Genomic DNA, 18812 nt, shown 5'->3' with positions numbered 1-18812 from the left:
GTCTGGTGGCCAGCTTCGGTCTCATTCCTGCGTGGATTTCGAATCGCCGCCGGGAAATTCTGCGCAGCATGCTCTCGTCGCATTGATAAGAAGCGCCAGACCTTTGAGCAGGACGCTAAAGCCCTCAATGAAGCCATTATTAAAAGTTGCTGTACTTAATGCCTACTTAATTCAACACATTTCACTACCTTTCACAGCAGTGAAAGACTTTCACCGCACGTTTTTATCTGTGTGCGGTCTCTGATTGTGAGTAGCGAAAATTCACCCGCATGGATATTCATCTTTCACGGATTATGTCCGGCCGATATCTGAAAGTGAAAGACCCGTGAACGGCGTGAAATCACCGGTTTTAAAGATCGGTGTATCCTACTCGCCGCGACTTTTTGAGCATTGCCACCTAACGGGTACAACCTGCTTATACCTCTCGAATAAAATCAGCACGTTCCTGCAGTCCTTTAAAAATGGAGTCCGCGATGACTGGCGGAAAATCATGTGGCAAAAGCATCTCAACCCTGCTGATAACAGCTGCAGCACTCTCCGCCAACTCCATTAATAGTTGCTGTGCTCTCTGTACCGAAAAACCCACCGCTTTGGCGGTGCTCATAAAATGGCGCGGTTCGATACGTTGCCAATGGTAATGCCGGCTTTTTCCTTTCACCGACATGGCCATTTTGGCCTTGGCAGCAGGCAGCGAATTTGCCCGCATCAGCGGATAGGCAGAGAGCACATCGTAAATCGGCGTCATGCGGAAAGCGGATTCCGGTTCAATGAAGAGGCTGAAGTTTTTGGCGTGGCCATCAATGGCTGCCAGCATCCAGAACAAGATCTGCAATTTAAAGAAGGTTTCACGGTCATGAATTGCCTGTTGGGAGCCGCGTAACAACTCCATACTTTCTTTGATGCCGGGGCCGCCATGATTCTCGTATTTCAGAGCGGGCGATACGCCAAGCGCCTGACAAAAATCCTCCTGCGGCAATCTCATCAGCCAACGGTCATCCTTTGACCAGCGGCGATCAAAGCGCTCAGTAATCAACACGTTCTGATCTTCAAAGCTGGCTAGCTGAGCCTTCGCCACATCAATGCCATACGCTTTTAATATTTCCAGGCACAGCCACTCATTATGATTGCTCTGCCGCAGATCGATATTACGTGGTTCCAGAAAACCAATGGGCAATTTCAGGATATGGCTGGTCGGCGTACTGCCAATGGGCAACTGCCATTTCTGGTTATGCCATAGCAGTGCGGTTTTTTCCTGAGCACCGGCTAACGAGATGCGAAAATCAGTATCCGCTTCCATGCCCAGTGGTGCGCGCTGATAACTGCGCAGCATCGCAGCAATCTGCCCTTCGGAAAGTGGAGCTGACGTTAGTTGCTGCACATCCGGCATAGTTTCGTACTCAGGGTACAGTTGAATTGCACCGATACAGTCGCGACCGACGGCTGCTAACAGGTTAAATGGGTGACTGGATGATGCTGAGAATCGTGCCTGCATTCTGGCGCGGATGGCATCAGAATCCGGCAGTAGGTTGTCGAAGAAATTAAATACCCGCTCACCCGCAAAAATATCTCGTTTTAATGGCAGCGACAGGGATATCGCCCGCGCACCTGGCCGCTCAGACCAGCTATCCAGATAACGGAAAGACATGGCTCCGGAGGCATCCATAGAGAGCCTGCCCACCTCTATTCCATTCATAGCAACCGTTAAATCCGCCATTACCACTCCTGATCCCAAGCCTGATCCGAGGCCTGACTATTAGCGGAGCCGCTGGCAGGCGCCTGCCTTCTGGGTTCCAGAACCAATTCCAGATTAAGTGCCGACAGCAACTTAAACAGGGTCTCGACCCGTGCATGTTCCGGCGAGGTTTCAAAAGCAGACACTGTGCTCTGCTTGGTGCCCGCCAACTCGCCTATGGCCTGCTGTGTTTGGTTCTGCTGTTTACGTGCTTGCTGGAGCGCGTCTGCCAATCCACGTGGTGATGTGATCTTCATTAAGGATATCCTCTATAGGGGATAAAAATCAGAATATCCTCCCTAGAGGATAAAGGCAAGATTATCCCCTTAGGGGGATTTCATAATCGGAAACATAAAATTGATGAAACAGATAGAAAGTACACCGGCCAAAGTGAGGGTAGTGGTCAAAAAACTCATTTTATAGTGCCAACTTATGTGACTAAAAGTTTTGTAAAGATGCATAAAACTGAACAGAATTTTGAAAAATACTTAAAATAAAATCTTTTAAAATCAATTGGATATGATTTAATGACTCTTAAGGCTGTGCCCTCCGGAGGCAGAGGTCAGAGGTTCGAATCCTCTCGGGCGGGCCATTAAAAGAAACCGACGTCATGTCGGTTTTTTTATGCCCGCACGAGACGGACGAGAACCTCTGATAGGTTCGCTCGTAGCGAGCCTGCGAGCGGAGAGAACGGAGGAGCTTGCGACGACGGTCATCCTCCGGGCGATTGAAGCGGAAAGGCTCCTGAATCTGTGTGTATAAAACGCACAGATTCAGGAGCCTTTTTTATTTACCGCCAGACGGAGAGGCTTGGTTCGGACTCTCAGGTTCGACAAATTGCCGGGAGCAATCTCTGCTTTTGCCAGCATGCCCGATACTGCTGCTGTCAGCAGTCCTGTAAATAATTCTTCATTGAGAAAAGCGTCAGGCCAGTGACGATACTGGCGCTATGCAAGCAGGTAATACCCGCCCGGCGGGTCGGCCCGTTCGGGATAAGCACAATGCCCGTAAATTTAACTACTGACTTACTTGACTAACGATATTAACGACAGGCGGGATTGTTAGTTAATGCTTAGATTGGTTGTTAAATGTACCAATGTGTGAGGGCAGGCTGATGGATATTGATAGAAGACGGTTCTTAAAATCTGCTGCATTTCTGGCATCAGCACCAACACTTACGTTGTTCCATCCGGATGCTGTGTTTGGCGAAGATACCCGCCTGATACCTCATGCGACTCATTACGGACCCTTTAAAGCGGTCGTTAAGCAGGGCAAGCTGATCGGTGTTCAGCCCCTCAAAGATATCGATGCCATGCCAACCCAGATGTTAACTAAGGGGGTTTTGGGGCGAACCTATGATGAAACCCGGGTTAAGTACCCTATGGTACGGAAATCATATCTGGATGCTGTTATTAATGGCAGTAAAGACTATAAAGTTGAGCTGCGTGGCCGAGAAGAATTTGTCAGGGTGTCCTGGGATGTCGCTTTGGGGCTCACTGCAAAAGCTATTCTGGATACTATTGATAAATATGGTAATGAAGGGATTTTCAGCAGCTCTTATGGTGGCTGGAGTCATGCCGGTATCTTCCGGCCAAATGTGTTACAGGGGCGTTTCTTTAATCTTATCGGTGGTAGTTCACTGACCTCGGGAGATTACTCCGGGGGAGCATCACAAATCAGCCTGCCTCATATCATTGGCGATATGGAGGTCTATTCACCGCAGACTTCATGGGAGCAGATTCGCGATAATACTCAGATATTCTGCATGGTGGGCTGCGATCCATTTAAAAACAACCGGATTGAATACCGCGTTGCTGATCATCAGATGTACCCACGCTGGGAGTCCATTAAGCGTAATGGAGTGAAGTTTATATCTATTAATCCTCAGTACACCATTACTGATGATGCTATGGATTGTGAATGGGTGAAAATTCGTCCGGGTACTGATACGGCACTCTTCTTATCAATGTGCTATTACCTTTATAAAAACAATCTGCACGACAAGGCTTATCTTGATAAATATACGGTAGGATTTGATAAGTTTTCCAGATCATTGACCGGCGAAGATGGCAGCCCCGAAAAGACCCCGGCCTGGGCTTCTGGAATAACAGGGATACCCGAAGAAAGAATTATTGAACTGGCGAATTTGTTTGCGAAAAACAGGACACAGTTTGCCGGAGCCTGGTCTTTACAGCGGCAGGATCACGGGGAGATGCAACACTGGGCAATTATCGCCTTTGCCAGCATGCTGGGAAGCATAGGTAAACCGGGTGAAGGTGTCGGATTCAGTTGGCATTATGGTAATGGTGGCATGCCCGTATCCGGAAAGTCGACACCTTCAGGCCTTTCTCAAGGCCGTAATATGGTCAAAACTTTCTGCCCGGCGTCCCGTATTACGGAAATGATTTTAAATCCTGGTAAAGAGTTCCTGCACAATGGAGGTAAGCATACTTATCCACGGGTTAAGATGATTTATAACTCGGGTAATAATTTTATGTCACATCAGCAGGACACTAATAAACTGATTGGCGCCTTAAAAGTAATCAATACCATTGTGTGTCAGGATCCCTGGTGGTGCGCATCAACACGCTGGTCTGATATTGTTTTGCCTGCCACAAGTACACTTGAGCGAAATGATATCTCCTCCGGCGGGACCTACAGCAATGATAAAATTTACGCAATGAGAAAAGCTATCGATCCGGTTGCAGAAAGTCTGGATGATATTGAAATATTCCGTCGTCTATCCCGGATATTTAATGTTGAATACCAGTTTATGGACGGTGGTAAAAGTGTTATGCAGATCATTGAAGAGGCATATGGACGAAGTTCGGCTACGATGCCTTTCAAAGATTTCTGGGAGGAGGGTGTTGCTTTAATGGAGGTTCCGGAATCTGCTGATAAATGGGTTCGTCACGGAGACTTTTATAAAGATCCTGACAAAAGCCCTCTGGCTACCAAATCAGGAAAAATAGAATTGTACTGTCAGGATTTTGCTGATTATCAATTGAAAGATTGTCCGCCTGTACCAACATTTATCCCGCCTTATGAGTATCTCGGCAACGCTGAGAAAGATGAAGTTCATGTGGTAAGTCCGCATCCGAGAATGCGTTTACACTCACAGATGGCTAATGCTGATATTCGTTCCGTTGATAATATTCGCGATAGAGAGGCCTGCCTTATCAATACGGCAGATGCCAGGCAGCGTGGTATTAAGAATGGCGATCTCATCGAAGTTTATAATAAACGTGGTTCCATTATCGTTGGTGCTGTTGTTGATGATCGGATTATGAAAGGTGTTGTGAGTATTTATGAAGGGTGCTGGCCATCTCTGGATAAAAAAGGTCGCTGCAACAGTGGTTTGGTTAATTTTTTAACATCCGATAAACCATCCAGTGATCTCACACAGGCAACAACAGCAAATACTGTGCTGGCCAGAGTGCGACTGTGTAAGGATGCTGAGCCTGTTAATAAGGCCTATACTCCTCCTGATATTATTAATAAAAGTGACATGGCATTAGATGCTTCGTTGTTTGGCCTGGCCCGGGTCTCGACATTGCGTGACAAGGTCAGCTCGGACTTATCTCCGGGAGAAAAGCTCTTTTATCAGCGTTGTACCGTTTGTCATGGGCCGAAAGATACAACGCACTTTACTAAGCTCCAATGGAAGGGAATTACGCAGAGTATGTTTCCCCGTGCAGGTCTGAATCCGCAGGAGCAGGATCTGGTTATGGATTTTCTGATGAAAAATGCAAAAGATTCATGAAAGTCAGGGAAAGGGCGTCTGGGGAAGAAGCCTTTGCGGCTGGTGTGGTGGTCGTTTTAATGGGTTTTTCAAGAGCCCTTGATGCATAGCAGGAATTTTCTGCTGTAACACGTTTTAAGTTATTACAGCTATGGGGGTGGATAAGCATTATGAAGAAAACGCTTCTGATTCTCTGCGCGACCTTGTTGAGTGGGTGTCTGGGGATGCCAAAATCAGTAGAGCCTGTATCCGGATTTGAACTGAAAAACTATCTGGGAAAGTGGTATGAGGTGGCCCGGCTTGATCATCCATTCGAAAGAGGGTTGAGCCGGGTGACGGCAGAATATACTGCCCGGGACGGCGGCGGTATTACGGTTATTAACCGTGGGTATTCCGAAGAAAAAAATGAATGGAAAGAAGCCGACGGGAAAGCGTATTTCGTAAATAGCCCGACGGAAGGTTATCTTAAGGTTTCATTTTTCGGACCGTTTTATGGCTCTTATGTCGTATTTGAGCTGGATCGGGAAAACTACAGCTATGCCTTTGTATCTGGGCCAGATACCGACTATTTATGGCTGCTTTCACGGACGCCATCTGTTGACCCGGAAATCATGGATAAGTTTGTCCGGATGTCAGAGGCACGAGGGTTCGATACAAGCCGGCTTGTTAATGTTCAGCATTAAAGATTCCTGAGTCATGGTTAACAGGTCGTGTGCGGAAAATCAGCCGTCATAACGCCTGTAAGCCCGATCTGATTCCCGGGCTGACAGGCGTTATCTTTCAATAAGCTAATACCTCAATACGCCGCCGCCAGCAGCGCATCACAGGCTTCATGCGGATTACCGGTTGAATCGTATACCCGTACCCACTCGCCGTAGTTGTGAATTACCGGAATATCTTCCGGGTGAAAGCTCGGCTTAAAGTACATCAGCAGCTTTGGCAGCATGGATGACAGAACACCTTTGCGGCCATACATCCAGTTCAGGTTTTTAATAAACATCATGCGGCGCTGAAACCAGTTATAACCATCGGTTTTCAGCAATACGTCAGCGTAATCGAACATCACTTTGGTGGTGTGGCGGGTGGCGATTACCATGGCCGTACAGCGTTTGATATAACCGACTTTGGCAACGGTTTTCATCACGTTAAAGGCCACGGAGCGATGTTCCATTTCTTCGATGGCATGCCAGGCCAGCAGGGCGCGCATTTTCGGATGAATGTCGACGGTTACTTCTTTGCGGGAGAAAAAGGTTTCTGCCAGCAGGGCGGTAAAGTGTTCGTAAGCGGCGGTCAGTGCCAGGTTAAATTCATCGGAATATTTGCTCTGGTCTCTCTTAATGTACTCTTTCAGTTCATTCAGAATAGTTTCCATCGGCATGCCCTGTGCCGCCAGCAGGTCGTTGAACTTAGTGTGTGCAATGCCATGCTGCGCTTCCTGCATGGTGAATTCTTTTACATCGCGCTGCAGTTTCGGGTCAGTAATACGGTCACGGAAGGCACGTACACTGGAAATAAAGTAACGCTCGCCATCGGGGAAGCTGAGCTGCAGCGCGTCCATTACACGGGTTTTAAACGGGTCGTTGCCGTTCCAGTATTTCGGAAAATCGGCGTCCAGACCGAAGTCGATGTCTTTACGCGCTTCAATATTTGGCTGAAATTTTGTGTTCATAATGTCTCCCTGTTTAGCAGATGCCGTGGGTTATTTTTCTGTCAGCTTCGTGGTGAGGATGTGGAGTACTGATCGAGCAGGCCGTAGTGTTCGGGATCGCGCATATCACCCATTTCGCGGTGCAGAATACGGTTGCGCAATTTGAGCGGTAATAAGGTTAAAAACCGCAGCAGCGAAGACTGATAACCAAAAATCATGCGTTGCTTGCCGCTTTTGATGCCTTTGATTACTTCGCGTACGGCGAACAGCGGATCGGTTTTCAGATATTTTTCTTCGAATTCGGCGCCGTTTTTCGAATGTTTGGCGATATTGGTTTTAATACCGCCCGGGTGCACCAGATGGACTGAGATGGGTGTATCGGCCAACTCAACCATAAGTGATTCGGTAAAGCCGCGTACGGCAAATTTAGAGGCGCAGTAATCACTGGTGCCGGGGGTGCCCAATAAACCGAATACGCTGGAAACATTCACCACCGCACCTTCCTGATTAGTCAGCAACTGGGGCAGAAAGGCTTTGGTGATATACACCACGGCAAAGAAGTTTACCTGCATGGTGGTGTGATACTGGGCATTATCCTGCACCCAGACCGGTGCGCCGCCACCGCCGATACCGGCGTTGTTAATAATGATATGGGCATTACCCAGCTCGCGTTTTACCTTACCCGCAAAGTCCGTAACGCTCTCTTCGGCAGCAATATCCAGCACTTCACTCAGGCTGCTTTTACCGCTGATGGCTTTTACCATCTTGTGGGTTTCGGCCAGCTGCTCTGCATTGACATCTGTGATGGCAACCAGTGCGCCGAGGCGGGCAAATTCCAGTGCGTATTCACGCCCCATGCCGGATGCGGCGCCGGTAATCACAACCACTTTGTCGGTAAAATCTTTCACGAGTCGGCCTCTTATTATTGTTTACCGCGATACGCTGTGCGTATCCGGGTCAGAGCGGTGGCGCAGTGTCGCCAGCCTGATCTGCTCATCTTATGAGCACAGTGCAGGCTCTACAATGTACAAAGTAACTCCTGTGTGGCTATATTTGGTGCAGATTGCACTTCTGTCACCCCGGAGAAACTATGAAGCTGGCTATCAGTACCCGTCATCGCTGGCCAAATGTACCGCAGCGCATTTTGTATCTGATGCGTTGCGGCGCGGAGCTGGCACTGCAGCTGGCAACCAGTCCGGAGGTTCTGGATGAGCTTGAGGGTAATAATTTTAAAAACGGCGATGCCGATAACCTGTACGCCGATCCGGTGTTATCGGCCAAACAGCGGCGTGCTATCCGTGCCGGAACGATTCACTGGCTGAATGCCGTGATTGAGCGGCCGGATCAGCCGGTCAGCGCTTTTCTGGTGGAAGAAGCCGTACTCGGCATCAGTGAACTGTATCCGACACAGGCAGCGCAGGTGCTGCTTAATAACGCGCGTTCGGTGCAGGATACTGCCTGGCAATACTGGATGAAAATTGTGTTCCAGCTCACCCAGGACCCTCTGGAGCTGCAGCAACTGCTGGAGATTTCATCGGTATCGATCAATACCTTTATCGATGACAGCCTGCAGTTAGGCATAGAACGGATGCAACGCGATGTCGAAGCACGTAAGAGCGGTCAGCTGGAAGAGCAGCGCGAACTGATTTCACAGATTATCGCCGGAGATGCGGTGGATCTGGCGGGCGCAGAACGATTGCTGAATTACCCCTTCGCGCAGACGCATCACAGCGCCATTATCTGGAGTGAAGAAATTGATACCGAAATTTCCGATCTTGAACACCTTGCTACTGCTTTTCAGAAAGCCTGTCAGCAGGCGGAGTCGCTAAAAATTCTTGTCAGTCCTTCGGTGGTCTGGGTATGGGCGGCGGCAGAATTTCCGGTGAACGAAAAAGTGCTGGAAATGGCATTAAAGAAAAAGGAAAACATCCGCATCAGTTATGGCGAAGGTGGCAATGGGGTCGATGGTTTCCGCCGCTCGCATCTGGATGCTCAGGCGGCGCAGCGGGTTCTGGGGCGATTAAAATCCAATGTACAGCTGGTGAGCTACGACCGCGTGCGCTTAATGGCGTTTTTAGCCAAAGATGCAAAATCGATTCAGCATTATTCCGGGCACGTATTGGGCGATCTGGCCCAGGCACCGGCCGCGGTGCGCCAGTCATTGCACGCTTTTCTGGAGTGCGGCTGTAACGCTACTGAGGCGGCAAAACGACTGCACACCCACCGCAACACCTTATTACGACGGCTGGCGAAAGCCGAAGAAATGCTGCCACGGCCATTGGCCGAAAACCGTATTCAGGTAGCGGTGGCGCTGGAAGCTTTGTACTGGATTTTATAAAAAATAATGCGTTTTCCGGTTAATAAAAAAGGGACTGTCAGAGTCCCTTTTTATTTTTCTGTGCGATTGATTACCCCTGCAGATGCGCTTTTAACGGCGCGTGCTGTTCGGCATCCAGGCGCGGACCAAACTGGCTGACAACCTGAGCCGAAGCGGCAGATGCCAGACGTCCGGCAACATCAAAACCATAATCCTGAGTGATGGCATAAAGGAAGGCACCGGCAAACATATCGCCTGCGCCGTTGCTGTCGACGGCGGTTACGCTGTGCGGCGCAATTTTATGCAGGGTTTCGCCATCGAACGCCAGTGCGCCTTCGGCGCCGAGGGTAATAGCGAAGGTTTTGGCGTGTTGTTTAATCACATCGATGGCGATATTCAGATCGTCGGTATCGGCCAGCAGTTTGGCTTCCTGTTCGTTACAGAACAGCAGGTCGACGCCGTCGCCGAGCATTTCCAGCAGGCCGTCTTTAAAGAACTGCACCATCGCCGGATCGGAGAAGGTCATCGCCACTTTCACGCCGTGTTTGCGTGCCAGTTCGCGTACGCGTACGGCCGCAGCGCGGGAGGTGTCGGAGGTCACCAGATAGCCTTCAATATAGACATAATCCGACTGCGCGAGAGCATCTTCGTGGATGTGCTTTTCGTGCAGGTCGCTGGTAATGCCCAGATAGGTATTCATGGTGCGTTCGGCATCCGGCGTTACCATCACCAGGCATTTACCGGTCACGCCCTGATCGCGCTCGCCGCCAATATTGGTATCGACACCGGCAGCTTTTAAATCGGCCACGTAAAAATCACCGGCTTCGTCAGCGGCTACGTTACAGGTGTAAAAAGTTTTCGCGCCGAAATAACTGGCACCAATAATGGTGTTGGCGGCGCTGCCACCACAGGCGCGTTTTTTCAGGCCGTAATCGCTGGTCAGGGTTTCCAGCATGCCGGCCAGTTGCTGTTCGTCGATTAAGGTCATCATGCCTTTCTGAATACCGGCTTTGGCGAAAAACTCATCGCCGACTTCAAACTCTTTATCGACCAGTGCATTGCCGATGCCGTAAATGTGGTAACCCATAAGCTGACTCTCGCGGTAAGAAATAGCGCGAGTGTAGCGGATTACGGCATATTTTTCAGGTACTGATGGCTTGGGGATGCGCTGGGGCCGGGCTATGATGCGGGCATGAATAAAGTAACCCGTTTTATCCATCATCACCGTCGTGTGCGGCATGCGGTGTATCAGACCGATACCAATATCCGCCGCTCGGTTATCCGCTCGGCGCTGGTACTGCTGGGTTTTGCCGCGCTGCACGTGGCCGCCATGGTATGGCTGGAGGAGATGGCGCTCTGGCACGCCATCTGGCTGACCATGACCACGCTGACCACTGTCGGCTATGGCGATGTGTCGGCGTCTACACCGGCCGGTCAGGCCGCCACCATGCTGCTGATGTTTATCTGCGGCATCACACTTATGACTTTTTTAATCAGCGATTATGTGGATTTCCGCATCGCGCGGCGGGAACGTATCCGCACCGGACACTGGGACTGGAACATGGCCGATCATATTCTCATTATTAACTCGCCCAAATATAACCGCGAAGCCTATTTTCAGCGCATGATCATGCAGATCCGAGAAAGCGACGAATACCGCGATACGCCGATCCAGCTGCTGAATGAAGATTTCCCCGATGGTCTGCCCGACAGCCTGCGTCAGCTGGGGGTGGTGCATACCACCGGTCTGGCCAGCCGCCCGGAGGATTTAAAACGCGCCGGAGCCGAGCGTGCCAGCCATATTGTGGTGCTGGCCCGCGATGAGTATTCCGCCGACAGCGATTCTTACACCTTTGATATTGCTTACCGTCTGTTTGAGCTGCACCTGGGCCACATCACAATTGTTGAGTGTGTGGAAGACAGCAACCGGCCACGGTTACGCCATCTGCAGATTAAAACCGTGCTGCGCCCGATCCGCTCTTATCCGGAAATCATTGTGCGGGCGATGGTCGCTCCCGGCGTGGAGCTGGTGATTGAAGATATGTTTACCCATGCCGACGATCACCCGGTGCGTTTTCCGGTCTGGCTGGAAGGTGAGCGCTGGGCCGATGTGGTGAATGCGGTGGTGCAGGCTAATCTGGGTACGCCGCTGGCGTATGTGACCAAAGAGGGTGAAGTGGTTACCCATCCCGATGGTAATCATCACGTACACGCTCAGTCGCTGATTATTCTGGTGCATACCGAAAAAACACCGACCATTCGTGATGTGCAGCGGGCGATTGAGGTGCACTTCAATATCCATGCGGCTAACATGGATTGAACGGCTGTTCTTTTTATTGCTGTTCTGACCGCTTACCACTGCGGAGGTGCTATGCGTCGTCGCCCATCTTTCACCCTGCTACTGCTGTGTCTTGCCCTGATCGTACTGGGCAGCGTACACAGTCTGGCCGAGCGCCTGGGCAACGGCGGTGAAGGGCACTGCCAGCTGTGTGAACTGGCCTACAGCCCGTCGCGCTGGTTACCACCGCTCACCGTTACCCTGCCGGGTCTGCTGCTTGATCTGGCGCCGCAGACGCTGATGCCTTTTCTGTTACCCACTTTATTGCAGGACGATGCTACCGCTCCTGAGACTCAGGAGTCGGCCGCGGCCTGAGCGCCTAATTGAGCGAAAACACTGATAAACGCTTGTTTAATCATAATCGTGATGTCCTCTATTTCTTCGGTGAATGCCACCCGGTGCGTTCAGCTATCAGTCGTCAGTCTGAACCTTCAGCCTGAGCCTTCAGCATAGCCGCGGGCACAACCACCCGGATAATGAGTTCTGCCGATGGCGCTGATTAAAACCGGCAATAAGGGCGCGGCATGGAGCCGGTCAGGGTGCTTACTGATAGAAGTGTAAAGGTTGGTAATGGTCGATAGCCTGCGGCGGCCAGACCGATACACTGCTGTGACAACTGATAATGCTGAGAGGATAAAAGCATGAACCTGATAACACGTACCGCAGTTCTGGCCGCACTGATGGCGGGCAGTACCCTGACCCAGGCCGAAGTAAAAGTGTCTGATGCTGTGGAATACCGTCAGGGTATCTACAAAGCCGTGCGCTGGAACTTCGGACCTATGGGCGACATGGTGAAAGGCAAGCAGGAGTTTAATGCGGCTGAATTTACCCGCCGCGCCAACAATCTGGCTGCGCTGAGCAAAATGCCACTGGAAGGTTTTATTGCCGGTTCTTACAACGGCACATACAGCGGCTCTACCGATGCTTTGCCTGCCATTGAAAAAGACTGGGAAACCTTTGCCGGTATTATGGCCGACTTTGAAACCAACGCCGCAGCACTGGCAGAAACTGCCGCCAGTGGCGATATGAATGCCATCCGCCCGGCCTTTATGAGCGTGGCGAAGACCTGTAAGTCCTGCCACGACAAGTTCAAAGACTGAGTCGTTTAAAGACTGATCAGTCCCCAGACGCTGGCAGCGGCAATCGCTGCCAGCACAAGACCTTTCAACCAGCCAGCGCTTACAGCAACAGAGACTCTGTCAGCGGCCTGATGATGGCTATGACCGGCCGGTTTATTACCTGTCAGCATACCCTGCAGCAGCGGCTCTTTACGCAGCAGCTGGTGGTACAGCACTGCGGCGATATGAACGGCGACGATGATCAGCAAGCCATCGAACAGCAGCTTATGCCAGCGGGTAATCTCAATACTCAGATCGTAGCCAACCAGATGCACCAGCGGCCCTTCGGTAAAGATATCGTCGTTGGCAAATAAGCCCGTGCCGGCCTGCAAAGTACACCACAGCAGCAACACCACGACCGCCCAGCCACCCAGCGGGTTATGGCTCAGGTACAGAGGCTCACGGCCTTTCAGCATGGCCGCCAGATAAGTGAGCGTGGCTTTCGGGGAATACAGGAAGTGACTGAAGCGGGCATAGGTCGTACCGGCAAAACCCCAGAGCACGCGAAAGATCACCAGCCCCAGCACGGCGTAGCCACAACGCTTGTGCCACTCCATCCAGTCGCCGCCCTGTTCACCGGTCCACCAGGCAAAACCGATCACCGCGACCAGCAGCCAGTGAAACAGGCGCACGAAAATATCCCAGACGCGGATGTGGTTGCCGCTCATCTCTGACTCCACTGTTAATGAAAAGATGAATACTAACTCAGGGCTGCGGGCTTATGGGTAAAGGAAGGTCAGGGCAACCTGTTCTGCGCCTGAGGGGGAGCAAGGCACCGCCCGGAAGTGACAGGTCACTCCGGGCGATACGGTTTTGCTCAGGGCTTCTGATTCAGGGCTCAGTGAACAGCCTCGCTGCAGAAGGTATAGCCGGCCAGCACTTTGGCCAGATTCTGGCTGTCAGCATGACAGCGATAGCGTGCGACGATGCCGCGTTTCGGCTCCTGTTCAACCTCCACCTGCTCCAGTGTCAGACCCAGGGCGGCGGCTTCGCGGCGTACCGTCTGCTCGACTTCCCGCATCACCAGTGCCGGTTTGAAGGTTTTACCCACGGCGGTCAGCGGCAGCGCCTCGACAAAGATCAGCTCTTTCGGCACCGCCGGGCGCTCGGCAATGTGCTGACGCGCGTGCTCCAGCAGTTCTTCATCACTGACACTGACGCCCTGACGCAGTTGCACATAGGCCACCGGCAGCTCGCCGGCATAGACATCCGGACGACCGACTGCAGCGCACATCGCCACCGCCGGGTGTGCGGCCAGGGCATCTTCAATGCTGCGCGGGTCGATATTGTGGCCGCCGCGGATAATCAGCTCTTTCTTGCGGCCGGTAAGCCAGAAGAAGCCCTCGGCATCGCAACGGCCCAGATCGCCGGTGTTAAACCAGCGCTGACCGTCAGGCGTGGTGAACCAGGCACCGTGGTTATGAGCCTCGTCGAGATAGCCCTGAAATACGTTCGGGCCGCTGATGCAGATCACACCGGTTTCGTCGGTCTCGGCATCGCGCAGCCACTGACCATGATCATCGAGCACCATAGCGCGCATATCCTGCCACGGCAGGCGCATACCAATAGAGCCCGGACGCAATTCGCCGTTGACCGGGCTGACCGACGAAGCGCACACGCCTTCGGTCAGGCCATAGCCTTCCAGTACGCGCAGTCCGCATTGCTGCTCAAAACGACGGATCAGTTCAGCCGGCATGGGCGCGGCACCGCAGATGGCAGCACTGAGCGAGCTGATATCCCAGTCGCCAAAGGGCACCTGCAGCAGTGCGGCATAAATAGTTGGTACGCCGGAGTAACCATTCACCTTGTGGGTGGCGACGATTTCCCAGAAGCGCGGAATCAGCCCCGGCGCGCGGAAACCCGCCGGCGCGGCCAGCAGCACATGGCTGCCACTGGCGAAGGCGGCCAGTCCGGTACCGAGCAGCGCATTGACATGGAACAGCGGCAGGGCGGTCAGTACGGTGCGGCCACGGCCGAGCATCGAGCCGCCGACAGCCGCATTCAGCTGGCCGGCGAAGATCACTTCGTTACGCTGGCTGTGGCGGGCAATTTTCGGCAGACCGGTGGTGCCGCCGGTACAGAAGTAAGCAGCAATATCGTCAGCCTGTGGCGCATCAAACAGCAGGCCGTCGGCCGGCGCCGCTTCCAGCAGGTCGTTAAAACTCAGCAGCGGCAGTTCATTGCTCATCGCCGCCGGCACCGGGCTGATGCCATAACGCTCACCGCTGACGCGCAGGATGCCCTGCAGTTCTGGCAGGCTGGCGCAGGCCTGAGCGGTACGCGCCCACATATCGGCATCGATGCCTGCATCAACGGTGACAACCCAGCGGGTTTTGGCGGCGCGCAACAGCTCGCTCAGCTGCGTGCTTTCCAGCTGGTTGTTGACGGCAAAGGCGATACCGGCGGTCTCGGCACCCCACATGGCGATATGGGTTTCCGGCAGGTTAGGCAGAATCAGCGCCACTACATCGCCATGCCCGACACCTAAGCGGCGGAACAGGTTGGCGGCGCGGGTGATATCGGCAAAGAGCTCGCGGTAACTCCAGCGCTGCGGCTGATGGTGATCATCCACATGAAAGAAAAAGCTCAGTGCCGGTTCGGGACCAAACTGCCGCGCGCTCTGCTGCAGCAACTGGTAAGTGCTGGCCAGTCCGGCGTTTGGTTGTGGTGCCTGTTCAATGGCAAGGATGTCCTGATACTGCCCTATCATCGGTATTTCCTCTTGTTTTTATTACTTGTCATATTCCCATCGGGCCACTTTAATTACTTGGCATTTGGCAACATTTACTTGGCATTTGGATACAAGATGACGCGTGCAGAGTTTCTGGTAAGAACCCGGGCGCTGACCGGATTTGTACCTCTGGTAAAGCAGTTGGGGGGCGATGCGGCTGCGCTGCTGGCGGCGAAAAGCTTAACCGTGCGTCAGCTGGAAGATGAGCAGTTCAGCCTGCCTTTACGTGCTTTTGCCGAGCTGATCAGCGATGCCGCCGCGGCGCTGAATAAGCCCGACTTCGGCATTCTGCTGGCGGCCCGGCAGAACCTGTCGGTGCTCGGACCAATTGCCCTGGCGGCCCAGCACGCCAGTTGTGTTGGTGAAGCGCTGGAGCTGGTGGGGCGCTATATGCCTTACCACTCGCCGGGGCTGACCCTCAGTGTCAGTCTGGAAGGTGATGACGCGGTATTGCGTCTGCGCCATAACCTGATCTTGCAGGGCGAAGTGCGGCGCCATGTGACCGAGCTGCCGTACGCGGTATCGCTGGCCTTTATGCGCATGATCAGCCGCAGCGAAGGGCGCGACTGGCAGCTCGGCTTTCAGCACGATTCGCCGCTCAGTCTGGCCCGTTATCGCCGTTTGTTGGGTTGCCCGGTGGCGTTGCAGCAGGCGGAAGACAGCCTGCGCTTTCCTGCCAGCCTGCTGCAGCTGCCGATCGACTCGGCCAACCGCGATCTGCAGGAAACCGCGGCGCGCACTGTGCGTTATCTGATTCAGCGTTCGCCCCTTGATCTCGGTCAGCAGGTCAGCACGCTGGTGGAGCGTTCGCTGGCAACGGGTAACTGCACACTGCCGGTTATTGCCAGTCAGCTGCAGATGCCCCGCCATCAGTTACAGCGCCAGCTGGCGGCGCTGGGTATGCGTTTTGAAGATATTGTCGATAACCTGCGCCGCGAGCGGTTGCTCAGCCTGTTGCCGCACAGCCAGATTCCCCTCACCGACATTGCCCTGCAGCTCGGTTACGGCGACCCCAGTTCACTGACCCGCGCCTGCCACCGCTGGTTCGGACAGTCCCCCAAAGCACTGCGCCGCGCAGCCATAGCCGGCACGGCAGTCATAGCCGGCTAAGCCCGCGGCCTTTATCCGCACGATTGTGCAAATCCGGGTTGCAGCTGATCAGTGATTACTTATTATGTCGGGCCACGCCCTTTTGCTGCTTCTGGTCGCTCTTTGGCGTATGACAGAATTGTTCTTACTAACCCGTCTATTAATTTGTTCAAGGAACGATATTCATGGCTTTTGATTACGGCAGCCAGTCTCTCGGTATTACCAATCCTTTTAAAACAGAGGGCAAAATCAAGCTGCTGTCAGGTGTTCTGATCAGTGCCCTGGCATTGTTGCCGCTGTTCGGGGTTGCCGACACTCTGAAAGAAAATCCGGTAAAAGCCTGGGGGATGGTCTTCCTTGGCCTGTTCCTGCTGACCTGGGGCCTGCGCACGCTGGCGACTGCCGCGATTCAGTTATTCCGCTTTTATGTTGGCCGCTCGGTACCGTCATCGCTGGCCTATAACCATGCACCGAGTGAGCGCGAAAATGCCGAGCAGGAAAAGAAATCCGGTGCTCTGGCGTACACTGCGGAACGGCTCGAATCCATGCTGATGGGACGCAAGAATATGACTTTCAGCGAGCCAGTCGGCTGGCTGTCACGGTTGGTGCACTCGCTGATTCCCGGTCTGATTCTGACTCCTTATCCGCTGCGTAATCTGGTGCAGGAACTGGCGGCGGTATTGTCCTCGACGCTGGTGGCCCTGACGGCTTTTGCACTGGCTTTCTTTGTTACCGCAACGGGTCTGGCCGGTAGTGCCGGTGAGCTGATTAACACCATTATGTCGTTGCTGTTACTGGTGTATCTGACCTTTATCTGGCGCAGTGCCGCCAACAATATGCGCACCGGACGCAACCAGAGCCTGCATCGCAAAACGGCGGCTGGCCTGAGCCGTTTGTTTGCTTTTGCTATCGTGGTGCCGGTACTGATTGGTTATGGCCATTCGCTGCTGACGGCCAATCTGCAGGGTAAGGCGCTGGAGCGAACGAGCGCAGCTCTCGATAACCTGATGGTGTTCGATGCCTGGCTGAACCTTGTGTTGCTGCTGGTGATGACCGCGCTGGTACTGATTCCCGCTTTCCTGCTGGTGCGTGAACGTATGACGCTGAATACCAGCAGTACGGCGGTCAGCGAGTACCGCGACAATATGCAGGAGTCGGTGCACCCTAACGAAATCTTTATCAACATCGAAAATATCGTGCTGGCCAACCGCCGCAGCCATGATATTCCCAACCGTATTTACCGTGATTTTGAGCCGCGCCTGCAGGAGCAGAGTCAGGGGAAGGGGACATTCAAAGGACAGCTGCTGATTGAAACCCAGCCGGAGTACCGCGCAATGAAGTTCAGCAAGCGCTTTACCCGCTTGCGTCTGCTCAGCACCCTGGGCGGTCAGCTGCTGACCGTCGGCAGTGCCGTATTATTGTATGTGCTTTTTAATCAGGGTTTTGAGTCGGCCACGGTGCTGCAGAATTATCTGGCGGCGCATCCGGGTAAGCTGAAAAGCAGCATGATACCGGAGCTGACTGCACTGATTGGCGCCGAAGCCAGCACCTTCCTGACCCTGTTGTTTACGTTCTTTGCCGTGGTGTTTTCCGCCCGTATGCTGAGCAATGTGGCGCATACTTTCTGGTCAGAAATTCAGTTCAGCAGCCTGCTGCTGTCGATGAAAACTGAAGGGACTTATACCGAGAGCAAGATCTCCACCGGTATGGCCTACAACGATTCCACCCGCTCCGAAAACGTGGTGGTGCGCAGCTCGATTACGCCGTGGATTCTGGTATCGCGCATTGAGTCATCGACCTATGCCACCAGTGGTATGCAGAACCTGGAAATGCCGCGACTGATTCTGGGCATGGCAGAAGACAAGCAGGAGATGGATGCCATTGTCGGCGAAATTCACAGCTTCCTGCGTGGCCGTGAATTCATTGCCTCAATCAACAACGAAAAAGATCTGGCCAATGCCGAGCGCATTTATCAGGTAAACCGCATCAGCAAATCCGATGATGGTGATATGCGCACTCTGGCCGCTCCGGAAGAAGAGGAAGTTGCAGCTTTAACTGCACAGCAGGAAGCAGACGATAACCGCGCATAAGTCTGAC

General features: G+C 53.0%; 15 protein-coding genes. 8 read left to right on the top strand and 7 right to left on the bottom strand.

What is annotated here, in order from left to right; genetic code table 11:
* Nucleotides 1-415: 415 nt before the first annotated feature.
* A complete protein-coding gene (locus HUF19_RS16320) occupies nt 416-1714 on the bottom strand; it encodes a type II toxin-antitoxin system HipA family toxin (RefSeq protein ID WP_260997586.1) in 1299 nt (432 codons plus the stop codon).
* On the bottom strand, nt 1714-1989 hold the full coding sequence (locus HUF19_RS16315; RefSeq protein WP_260997585.1) for a helix-turn-helix domain-containing protein: 276 nt from the start codon (nt 1987-1989) through the stop codon (nt 1714-1716). The genes HUF19_RS16320 and HUF19_RS16315 overlap by 1 nt, the downstream gene beginning before the upstream one ends.
* A gap of 857 nt (nt 1990-2846) precedes the next feature.
* Between HUF19_RS16315 and HUF19_RS16310 the strand changes: the two genes are divergently transcribed.
* Together HUF19_RS16310 and HUF19_RS16305 are read left to right on the top strand one after the other, a co-directional pair.
* Nucleotides 2847-5495: a molybdopterin-dependent oxidoreductase gene (locus HUF19_RS16310; protein WP_260997584.1), complete on the top strand. Its 2649-nt coding sequence runs from the start codon at nt 2847-2849 to the stop codon at nt 5493-5495.
* A 149-nt stretch (nt 5496-5644) separates the two neighbouring features.
* Nucleotides 5645-6157: a lipocalin family protein gene (locus HUF19_RS16305; protein ID WP_260997583.1), complete on the top strand. Its 513-nt coding sequence runs from the start codon at nt 5645-5647 to the stop codon at nt 6155-6157.
* Between the two features lie 113 nt (nt 6158-6270).
* Here the strand turns inward: HUF19_RS16305 and HUF19_RS16300 are convergent, their stop codons facing one another.
* Nucleotides 6271-7143, bottom strand: coding sequence for a metal-dependent hydrolase (locus HUF19_RS16300; RefSeq protein ID WP_260997582.1), 873 nt, complete (start codon nt 7141-7143; stop codon nt 6271-6273).
* Nucleotides 7144-7184: 41 nt separating this feature from the next.
* A complete protein-coding gene (locus HUF19_RS16295) occupies nt 7185-8030 on the bottom strand; it encodes an SDR family NAD(P)-dependent oxidoreductase (protein ID WP_260997581.1) in 846 nt (281 codons plus the stop codon).
* Between the two features lie 182 nt (nt 8031-8212).
* Between HUF19_RS16295 and HUF19_RS16290 the strand changes: the two genes are divergently transcribed.
* Nucleotides 8213-9460: a PucR family transcriptional regulator gene (locus tag HUF19_RS16290; RefSeq protein ID WP_260997580.1), complete on the top strand. Its 1248-nt coding sequence runs from the start codon at nt 8213-8215 to the stop codon at nt 9458-9460.
* A 70-nt stretch (nt 9461-9530) separates the two neighbouring features.
* On the opposite strand, the gene HUF19_RS16285 is transcribed toward HUF19_RS16290, so the two are convergent.
* Entirely contained in the window at nt 9531-10526 is a 996-nt protein-coding gene (locus tag HUF19_RS16285) for an adenosine kinase (RefSeq protein ID WP_260997579.1), read from the bottom strand.
* Nucleotides 10527-10631: 105 nt separating this feature from the next.
* Here HUF19_RS16285 and HUF19_RS16280 point away from each other — a divergent pair, with 105 nt between their 5' ends.
* The 3 genes from HUF19_RS16280 to HUF19_RS16270 all read left to right on the top strand — a co-directional run bounded on the left by HUF19_RS16280 (nt 10632) and on the right by HUF19_RS16270 (nt 12877).
* Entirely contained in the window at nt 10632-11759 is a 1128-nt protein-coding gene (locus tag HUF19_RS16280; RefSeq protein WP_260997578.1) for a potassium channel family protein, read from the top strand.
* Nucleotides 11760-11810: 51 nt separating this feature from the next.
* Nucleotides 11811-12092 carry a hypothetical protein gene (locus tag HUF19_RS16275; protein ID WP_260997577.1) on the top strand — a complete coding sequence of 94 codons (282 nt, stop codon included), beginning with the start codon at nt 11811-11813 and terminating at the stop codon, nt 12090-12092.
* Between the two features lie 326 nt (nt 12093-12418).
* The gene (locus HUF19_RS16270) at nt 12419-12877 is read left to right on the top strand and encodes a c-type cytochrome (RefSeq protein ID WP_260997576.1); all 459 of its coding nucleotides are present in this window, start codon (nt 12419-12421) and stop codon (nt 12875-12877) included.
* Between the two features lie 5 nt (nt 12878-12882).
* Here HUF19_RS16270 and HUF19_RS16265 read toward each other — a convergent pair whose 3' ends face one another.
* Complete coding sequence (locus HUF19_RS16265; RefSeq protein ID WP_260997575.1) at nt 12883-13563, bottom strand: cytochrome b/b6 domain-containing protein; 681 nt, start codon at nt 13561-13563, stop codon at nt 12883-12885.
* 170 nt (nt 13564-13733) lie between these two features.
* Nucleotides 13734-15605, bottom strand: coding sequence for an acyl-CoA synthetase (locus tag HUF19_RS16260; RefSeq protein ID WP_260997574.1), 1872 nt, complete (start codon nt 15603-15605; stop codon nt 13734-13736).
* Between the two features lie 96 nt (nt 15606-15701).
* Between HUF19_RS16260 and HUF19_RS16255 the strand changes: the two genes are divergently transcribed.
* Both HUF19_RS16255 and HUF19_RS16250 read left to right on the top strand, forming a co-directional pair.
* Nucleotides 15702-16736, top strand: a complete 1035-nt coding sequence (locus HUF19_RS16255; RefSeq protein ID WP_260997573.1) for an AraC family transcriptional regulator ligand-binding domain-containing protein — start codon at nt 15702-15704, stop codon at nt 16734-16736.
* A gap of 164 nt (nt 16737-16900) precedes the next feature.
* Nucleotides 16901-18805: a hypothetical protein gene (locus tag HUF19_RS16250; protein WP_260997572.1), complete on the top strand. Its 1905-nt coding sequence runs from the start codon at nt 16901-16903 to the stop codon at nt 18803-18805.
* The last annotated feature ends 7 nt before the right edge of the window (nt 18806-18812 follow it).

Source organism: Thalassolituus hydrocarboniclasticus, from assembly GCF_025345565.1.
Lineage (GTDB): Bacteria > Pseudomonadota > Gammaproteobacteria > Pseudomonadales > Oceanobacteraceae > Venatoribacter > Venatoribacter hydrocarboniclasticus.
The sequence above is the reverse complement of the archived record's forward strand: the minus strand, read 5'-3'. Positions and strand labels throughout refer to the sequence as shown.

Bases quoted from the DNA above. Each gene is read 5' to 3' on its own strand.
- HUF19_RS16320 (WP_260997586.1), bottom strand. From the start codon at position 1,714: ATGGCGGATTTAACGGTTGCTATGAATGGAATAGAGGTGGGCAGGCTC.
- HUF19_RS16315 (WP_260997585.1), bottom strand. From the start codon at position 1,989: ATGAAGATCACATCACCACGTGGATTGGCAGACGCGCTCCAGCAAGCA.
- HUF19_RS16310 (WP_260997584.1), top strand. From the start codon at position 2,847: ATGGATATTGATAGAAGACGGTTCTTAAAATCTGCTGCATTTCTGGCA.
- HUF19_RS16305 (WP_260997583.1), top strand. From the start codon at position 5,645: ATGAAGAAAACGCTTCTGATTCTCTGCGCGACCTTGTTGAGTGGGTGT.
- HUF19_RS16300 (WP_260997582.1), bottom strand. From the start codon at position 7,143: ATGAACACAAAATTTCAGCCAAATATTGAAGCGCGTAAAGACATCGAC.
- HUF19_RS16290 (WP_260997580.1), top strand. From the start codon at position 8,213: ATGAAGCTGGCTATCAGTACCCGTCATCGCTGGCCAAATGTACCGCAG.
- HUF19_RS16285 (WP_260997579.1), bottom strand. From the start codon at position 10,526: ATGGGTTACCACATTTACGGCATCGGCAATGCACTGGTCGATAAAGAG.
- HUF19_RS16280 (WP_260997578.1), top strand. From the start codon at position 10,632: ATGAATAAAGTAACCCGTTTTATCCATCATCACCGTCGTGTGCGGCAT.
- HUF19_RS16275 (WP_260997577.1), top strand. From the start codon at position 11,811: ATGCGTCGTCGCCCATCTTTCACCCTGCTACTGCTGTGTCTTGCCCTG.
- HUF19_RS16270 (WP_260997576.1), top strand. From the start codon at position 12,419: ATGAACCTGATAACACGTACCGCAGTTCTGGCCGCACTGATGGCGGGC.
- HUF19_RS16265 (WP_260997575.1), bottom strand. From the start codon at position 13,563: ATGAGCGGCAACCACATCCGCGTCTGGGATATTTTCGTGCGCCTGTTT.
- HUF19_RS16260 (WP_260997574.1), bottom strand. From the start codon at position 15,605: ATGATAGGGCAGTATCAGGACATCCTTGCCATTGAACAGGCACCACAA.
- HUF19_RS16255 (WP_260997573.1), top strand. From the start codon at position 15,702: ATGACGCGTGCAGAGTTTCTGGTAAGAACCCGGGCGCTGACCGGATTT.
- HUF19_RS16250 (WP_260997572.1), top strand. From the start codon at position 16,901: ATGGCTTTTGATTACGGCAGCCAGTCTCTCGGTATTACCAATCCTTTT.